Source organism: Rahnella inusitata, assembly GCF_003263515.1.
GTDB classification, from domain to species: domain Bacteria; phylum Pseudomonadota; class Gammaproteobacteria; order Enterobacterales; family Enterobacteriaceae; genus Rahnella; species Rahnella inusitata.
The window spans coordinates 103,963-110,214 of record NZ_JYDE01000037.1; the positions used below are offsets into that span (position 1 = coordinate 103,963).

The following is a 6,252-nucleotide window of genomic DNA, read 5'->3' on the forward strand; positions in this document are numbered from 1 at the left end:
CGGCTCAGTGCCCTTAGGTTATTATTGGTTACTACATGAATAAAGAAGCATTCTACACGGAATTAAAACGTGATTTGAACGCGTTGATCGCCGGAGAAAACAATTTTATTGCCACTCTGTCGAACACCAGTGCTTTACTGTTTGAACGTCTTGAAGGCGTCAACTGGGTGGGTTTTTATCTGATGGATGGCACTTCGCTGGTGCTTGGTCCATTCCAGGGTAAAATTGCCTGCGTGCGTATTCCGGTAGGAAAAGGCGTATGCGGTACCGCAGTGGCGGAAAATACCGTTCAGCGTGTGGGCGATGTCCATGCCTTTGCGGGCCACATTGCGTGTGACGCAGCAAGTAATGCCGAGATTGTTCTGCCCATTACGGTGAAAGGAACAGTTATCGGCGTATTAGACATTGATAGCACCGTTTATCAACGCTTCGATGAAGCCGATGAACAGGGGCTGACAGAGTTAGTCAGCGGGCTTTGCCAGCATCTTGAAAACTGCGATGCTGAAAAATATGTCAATCTGATCGTAAGTTGATCGTCGGATAACGTGGCATTTAATAATGGCGTCATTATAATGGCGCCTGTTCATGCCTGCGCCGGTTGGCAAACCCGTTGTAATCAGGAAATTTCATGGAAAATCAACCTAAGTTGAACAGTAGTAAAGAAGTCATCGCCTTTTTGGCTGAGCGGTTCCCGCTCTGTTTTACCGCCGAAGGCGAAGCACGCCCATTAAAGATCGGTATCTTTGCGGATTTGGTCGAGCGCGTGCAAGGTGAAGAGAATCTGAGCAAAACTCAGTTACGCTCTGCTCTGCGTCTGTATACCTCAAGCTGGCGCTATCTGTACGGCGTTAAAGTTGGCGCAGAACGCGTTGACCTTGATGGTAATTCATGTGGCGTTCTTGAAGAGCAGCACGTCGAACATGCCCGTAAACAGTTGGAAGAAGCAAAAGCCCGCGTTCAGGCACAACGTGCAGAACAACAGGCTAAGCGTCGTGAAGCCGGTGAAACTACTGAGCCACGTCGTCCACGTCCGGCCGCTAAAAAACCTGCGCCGCGTCGTGAAAATGCGCCCGCTGCTGTGGCTGGTCAGGAGAATCGCAAACCACGTACACCTCGTCCACCGCGTGAGGAAAAACGTGAACCGCGTCATGTGCCAGTAACAGACATTTCAAAACTGCAAATTGGCCAGGAAATCAAAGTCAGAGCAGGACAGAGTGCGATGGATGCTACCGTTTTGGAAATTGCTAAAGACGGTGTTCGCGTTCAACTCTCTTCGGGTCTGGCGATGATCGTGCGCGCAGAACACTTGCAGTTCTGATACGGAGGCCAACTCAGGCATGAACAAATTTGTCAGATTAAGCGTTATCGCAGGTCTGTTAATGGCAGGAGCGGGGCTGGTGAATACCAGCTTTGCAGCGAATGAGAGTGCACCGGTCACTCTCTCGCAACTCCCTGACCTGACACAGGATCCTCAGGACGCCACGGTGAGTGAGCGTGTTACGGCACGCTTTACCCGTTCGCATTATCGTCAATTCGACCTTAATGCAGATTTCTCAGCGAAGATCTTCGACCGTTACCTCAACATGCTCGATTATGGCCATAACGTATTGATGGCTTCTGACGTGGCGCAATTTACCAACAAGCGCGCTACTTTAGGTGAGGAACTGAAAACCGGTCAGTTAACCACGCCATACGCTTTATTCAATCTGGCGCAAAAACGTCGCTTTGAACGCTATGATTATGCGTTGAAAGTGCTTGCCCGCCCGATGGATTTCACTGGCAATGACACGATTGAACTTGATCGCAGTAAGTCCCCGTGGCCGAAAGACCGCGCGGAGCTGGACAAATTGTGGGATGCGAAAGTCAAATATGACGAGCTGAACCTCAAGCTGACCGGCAAAAACGATCAGGAAATTCGCGATGTGCTGTCCAAACGCTATCATTTCGCGATGAAGCGTCTGACACAAAGCAACAGCGAAGACGTATTCCAGCTGGTGATGAATGCCTTTGCGCATGAAATTGACCCGCACACGAACTACCTTTCTCCGCGCAGTACCGAGCAGTTTAATACCGAAATGAGCCTGTCTCTGGAAGGTATTGGTGCCGTTCTGCAAGGTGACGACGATTATACAGTCATCAACTCGATGGTTGCAGGCGGCCCGGCGGCCAAAAGCAAAGCCATTGCAGTGGGCGATCGTATTGTTGGCGTAGGTCAGGTTCAGGCTGGCAAACCTTCACCGATGGTGGATGTGATCGGCTGGCGTCTTGATGACGTCGTAGCGCTGATCAAAGGGCCGAAAGGCAGTAAAGTTCGCCTGCAGATCCTGCCAGCGGGCAAAAATGCCAAAAACCACGTTATCACGCTGACTCGCGAAAAAATCCGTCTGGAAGACCGTGCAGTCAAAATGACCATCAAAAATGTCGGCTCTGAAAAAGTCGCCGTGATGGACATTCCTGGCTTCTACGTCGGTCTGACTGATGATGTAAAAGTGCAGTTGCAGAAGATGGCGAAACAAAACGTCAACAGTCTGGTGATCGATCTGCGTACCAATGGCGGTGGCGCACTGACTGAAGCGGTTTCTCTGTCGGGTCTGTTTATCCCAAGTGGTCCTGTTGTGCAGGTTCGCGATAACAACGGCCGCATCCGTCAGGACAGCGATACCGATGGCGTCGTGTACTACAAAGGTCCGCTGGTAGTGCTGGTCGATCGTTTCAGTGCTTCGGCATCTGAGATCTTCGCCGCAGCCATGCAGGATTATGGCCGCGCGCTTATCGTAGGTGAGCCTACTTTCGGTAAGGGTACCGTTCAGCAGTACCGTTCGCTGAACCGTATTTACGATCAGATGCTGCGCCCTGAATGGCCTGCTCTGGGCTCCGTGCAATACACTATCCAGAAGTTCTATCGCATCAACGGCGGCAGTACTCAGCGTAAAGGGGTTACCCCGGATATTCTGATGCCAACCGGTATTGAGTCGATTGAAACGGGCGAGAAGTTCGAAGATAACGCGCTTCCGTGGGATAGCATTAACGCCGCGACTTACAGCAAATTGGGTGACATGAAGCCGTTCCTGCCTGATTTGTTGAAAAATCACGATGCGCGTATTGCGAAAGATCCAGAGTTCCAGTACATCCAGGAAGATATCGCGCGCTACAAAGCGCTGAAAGAAAAACGTGATATCGCCTCTCTGAATTACGCCCAGCGTGATAAAGAAGATAAAGAGGATGATGCACTGCGTCTGAACCGCCTGAATGAACGCTTCAAACGAGAAGGTAAGAAACCACTGAAATCTTTGGATGATTTGCCGAAAGATTATGTGGCGCCAGACCCTTATCTCGATGAAGCCGACAATATCGCGGTCGACCTCGGTAAGCTGGAAAAAGCATTGGGTGATCAGGCTCCGGCTGCAAAATAATCAACTTGCAGCCTGACAGTCACTTTGAAGAAGCGCACTCCGGTGCGCTTTTTTTATGGAACAAAAACAAAAGGGAAACAGCTGCCGGAAAGTCGTGTCCAAAACACCGGGGGTAGATGTAAAATAAAATACTTCAATATGTAAAGTATTGTGATTTTGGGCGGCTGTAGTGCGCAGACTCTTGAATCCGTAAAAGAAGCCCATAGGATCAGTATCAGCCGGGTGTGGTAAATCCCGGTGGTATGACTCAATAAATAATAATGAAGTAACGATGAGGAAATGAAAATTTTATGATGCGTATAGCGTTGTTCCTGATGACTAACCTGGCAGTTATGCTGGTCTTCGGGCTGGTGCTCAGCCTGACAGGCATTCAGTCCAGCAGCGTGCCGGGGCTGATGATCATGGCCGGGCTGTTTGGCTTCGGTGGTTCTATCGTCTCTTTGCTGATGTCTAAATGGATGGCGTTGCGCTCGGTGGGTGGTGAAGTGATTGAGCAGCCGCGTAACGAAACTGAGCGCTGGCTGGTAGAAACTGTTCGCCGTCAGTCTCAGCAGGCGGGGATCGGGATGCCACAGGTCGCCATTTATCATGCGCCGGATATTAACGCGTTCGCAACCGGCGCGCGCCGTGACGCGTCATTGGTGGCCGTGAGTACCGGTTTATTGCAAAGCATGAGTCAGGATGAAGCTGAAGCAGTTATCGCCCATGAAATCAGCCACATTGCCAACGGTGATATGGTCACCATGACTCTGATTCAGGGGATCGTGAACACCTTCGTGATCTTCATTTCGCGTCTGATCGCGCAGGTAGCTTCCGGTTTCCTGTCCGGCAACCGTGATGGCGAAGAAAGTGGTAACGGCAATCCGATGATTTATTTTGCCGTAGCCACAGTGCTGGAGTTGGTGTTCGGGATTCTGGCCAGCATCATCACGATGTGGTTCTCTCGTTATCGTGAGTTCCATGCAGATGCCGGTTCCGCAAAACTGGTTGGTCGGGAAAAAATGATTGCGGCGTTGCAGCGTTTGAAAACCAGCCATGAACCGCAGGAAGCGGGTAGCATGATGGCGTTTTGCATCAATGGTAAATCCAAGTCGTTCAGTGAGCTGTTTATGTCTCACCCGCCACTGGATAAACGAATTGAAGCGCTGCGCAGCGGCGAATACCTGAAGTAAGCTTAACGCGCTAAATAAAAATGCCCGGCAGTTGCCGGGCATTTTGCGTTCTGAGGCGTGCTCAGGATTTCAAATTTTCAGCGGCCTTCTGACTGCTGGTTTTCTGCGTCATGCGCAGCAGGCTAACGAGCGCCCCGGTTCCGGCCAGCGTCCCCGCTAAAATCAATGAAGCATGTGTGCCGTGTGCCGGGAACAGGTTAAACATCAGAGCCACCATGGCTGCCCCCGTCGTTTGACCTAACAGACGCGCGGTGCCCAGCAGGCCGCTGGCACCACCACTGCGGTTACGCGGCGCAGAGGTAATGATGGTGTGATTATTCGGTGACTGGAATAACCCAAATCCCGCGCCACACAGCAGCATGCGCCAGATAATATTTAGATGTGAAGGTTCTGGTGGCAGCAAGGAGAGCGAAAACAGTCCGAATGAAAAGACGATAAGCCCGATGCCACCGAGCATTCCGGGGTGATAACGCTCAACCAGACGTCCTGCAATCGGTGCCATCACCATCGTCGCCAGCGGCCACGGCGTCAGCAGTAAACCGGTATCCACCGAATTCAGCCCAAGCGTATTTTGCAAGAAGAAGGGCAGTGAGACGAATGCCAGCATTTGCGCGCTGAAGGAACAAAGTGACGTGCCCAGTGACAGGCTGAAAATTGGAATACGTAGCAAATCAACCGGCAGCAGAGGAAAAGGCTGTGAGAGCTGACGGCGCACGAAGAACCAGCCAATAATCAGCAACGCGACAACTTCCCCCAAAATCAGCATATGATTCTGGCCCTGAGCAAAACCGCTGATAGCGATGATCAGCAATCCAAAGGTCAGGGCATTCATCACGCTGCTGGTAAAATCAAAGCGTTGCCCCTGGCTTCTCGTCGAGTTAGGGGGCAGAAATTTTAGACCCAGCAGCAGGGCGGCGATGCCGATAGGGACGTTGATAGCAAACAGCCACTGCCAGGAGGCCACCGACAAGATGCCGGCCGCGATAGTTGGCCCGGCGGCAGACGAGACGGCGACAATCAGCGCATTGATCCCCACGCCTCGACCGAGAAAGCGCTGCGGATAGATAATCCGGATGAGCGCCGTGTTGACACTCATGATCGCCGCCGCGCCAAAGCCCTGTAAAACGCGGGCGACAGTCAGCGTGGCCAGTGAGTCCGACAGCGCACAGAACAGCGACGTAATACTAAATACCAGCAGGCCCGTCTGATAGATACGTCGGTAGCCGAAAATATCCCCTAACGAGGCGAGAGAAAGCAGCGAGATGGTAATCGCCAACTGGTAGGCATTCACCACCCAAATAGACGCCGCCGGGCTGGCGTGGAAATCATTGGCGATCGTCGGTAGTGCCACATTGGCGATGGCGCCATCGAGGACTGAAACGGTGATGCCCAGAGCGATTGCCAGGATCGCCCCGTATCTTTGGGGAACGGGAAGTCCGTCGTTGGGTATTGAAGTCGGCGTCATAGAGTCTGCAGTGCATTGTCATCAGTGAGGGTAATATTACTACGCTAATCAACGGAAAGTGACAACAGTCACAGTCTGTGACGATTTATTTAGACGATGCAGATTCTGAAACGGGGTTAACAGTTCTTGCACGCCTGTTCAATGCCCCGATTGCTTCTGCGTGATGCTTACCACTATAATAAAAACCACGTTCTATTTTTTT

At 51.6% G+C, this 6,252-nt stretch carries 5 protein-coding genes; 4 read left to right on the forward strand and 1 reads right to left on the reverse strand.

The window, feature by feature from the left end:
* Nucleotides 1–35: 35 nt before the first annotated feature.
* The 4 genes from TU92_RS19575 (at nt 36) to htpX (ending at nt 4,585) form a co-directional block, all read left to right on the forward strand.
* A complete protein-coding gene (locus TU92_RS19575; RefSeq protein WP_112168830.1) occupies nt 36–533 on the forward strand; it encodes a GAF domain-containing protein in 498 nt (165 codons plus the stop codon).
* Between the two features lie 95 nt (nt 534–628).
* Entirely contained in the window at nt 629–1,318 is a 690-nt protein-coding gene (gene proQ, locus TU92_RS19580) for an RNA chaperone ProQ (RefSeq protein WP_056773403.1), read from the forward strand.
* Between the two features lie 19 nt (nt 1,319–1,337).
* Nucleotides 1,338–3,413, forward strand: a complete 2,076-nt coding sequence (gene prc / locus TU92_RS19585) for a carboxy terminal-processing peptidase (RefSeq protein WP_112168831.1) — start codon at nt 1,338–1,340, stop codon at nt 3,411–3,413.
* A 290-nt stretch (nt 3,414–3,703) separates the two neighbouring features.
* Nucleotides 3,704–4,585, forward strand: coding sequence for a protease HtpX (htpX, locus tag TU92_RS19590; protein WP_112168832.1), 882 nt, complete (start codon nt 3,704–3,706; stop codon nt 4,583–4,585).
* 61 nt (nt 4,586–4,646) lie between these two features.
* On the opposite strand, the gene TU92_RS19595 is transcribed toward htpX, so the two are convergent.
* On the reverse strand, nt 4,647–6,050 hold the full coding sequence (locus tag TU92_RS19595) for an MFS transporter (RefSeq protein WP_112168833.1): 1,404 nt from the start codon (nt 6,048–6,050) through the stop codon (nt 4,647–4,649).
* Between the last annotated feature and the right edge of the window lie 202 nt (nt 6,051–6,252).

Bases quoted from the DNA above. Each gene is read 5' to 3' on its own strand.
- TU92_RS19575 (WP_112168830.1), top strand. From the start codon at position 36: ATGAATAAAGAAGCATTCTACACGGAATTAAAACGTGATTTGAACGCG.
- proQ (WP_056773403.1), top strand. From the start codon at position 629: ATGGAAAATCAACCTAAGTTGAACAGTAGTAAAGAAGTCATCGCCTTT.
- prc (WP_112168831.1), top strand. From the start codon at position 1,338: ATGAACAAATTTGTCAGATTAAGCGTTATCGCAGGTCTGTTAATGGCA.
- htpX (WP_112168832.1), top strand. From the start codon at position 3,704: ATGATGCGTATAGCGTTGTTCCTGATGACTAACCTGGCAGTTATGCTG.
- TU92_RS19595 (WP_112168833.1), bottom strand. From the start codon at position 6,050: ATGACGCCGACTTCAATACCCAACGACGGACTTCCCGTTCCCCAAAGA.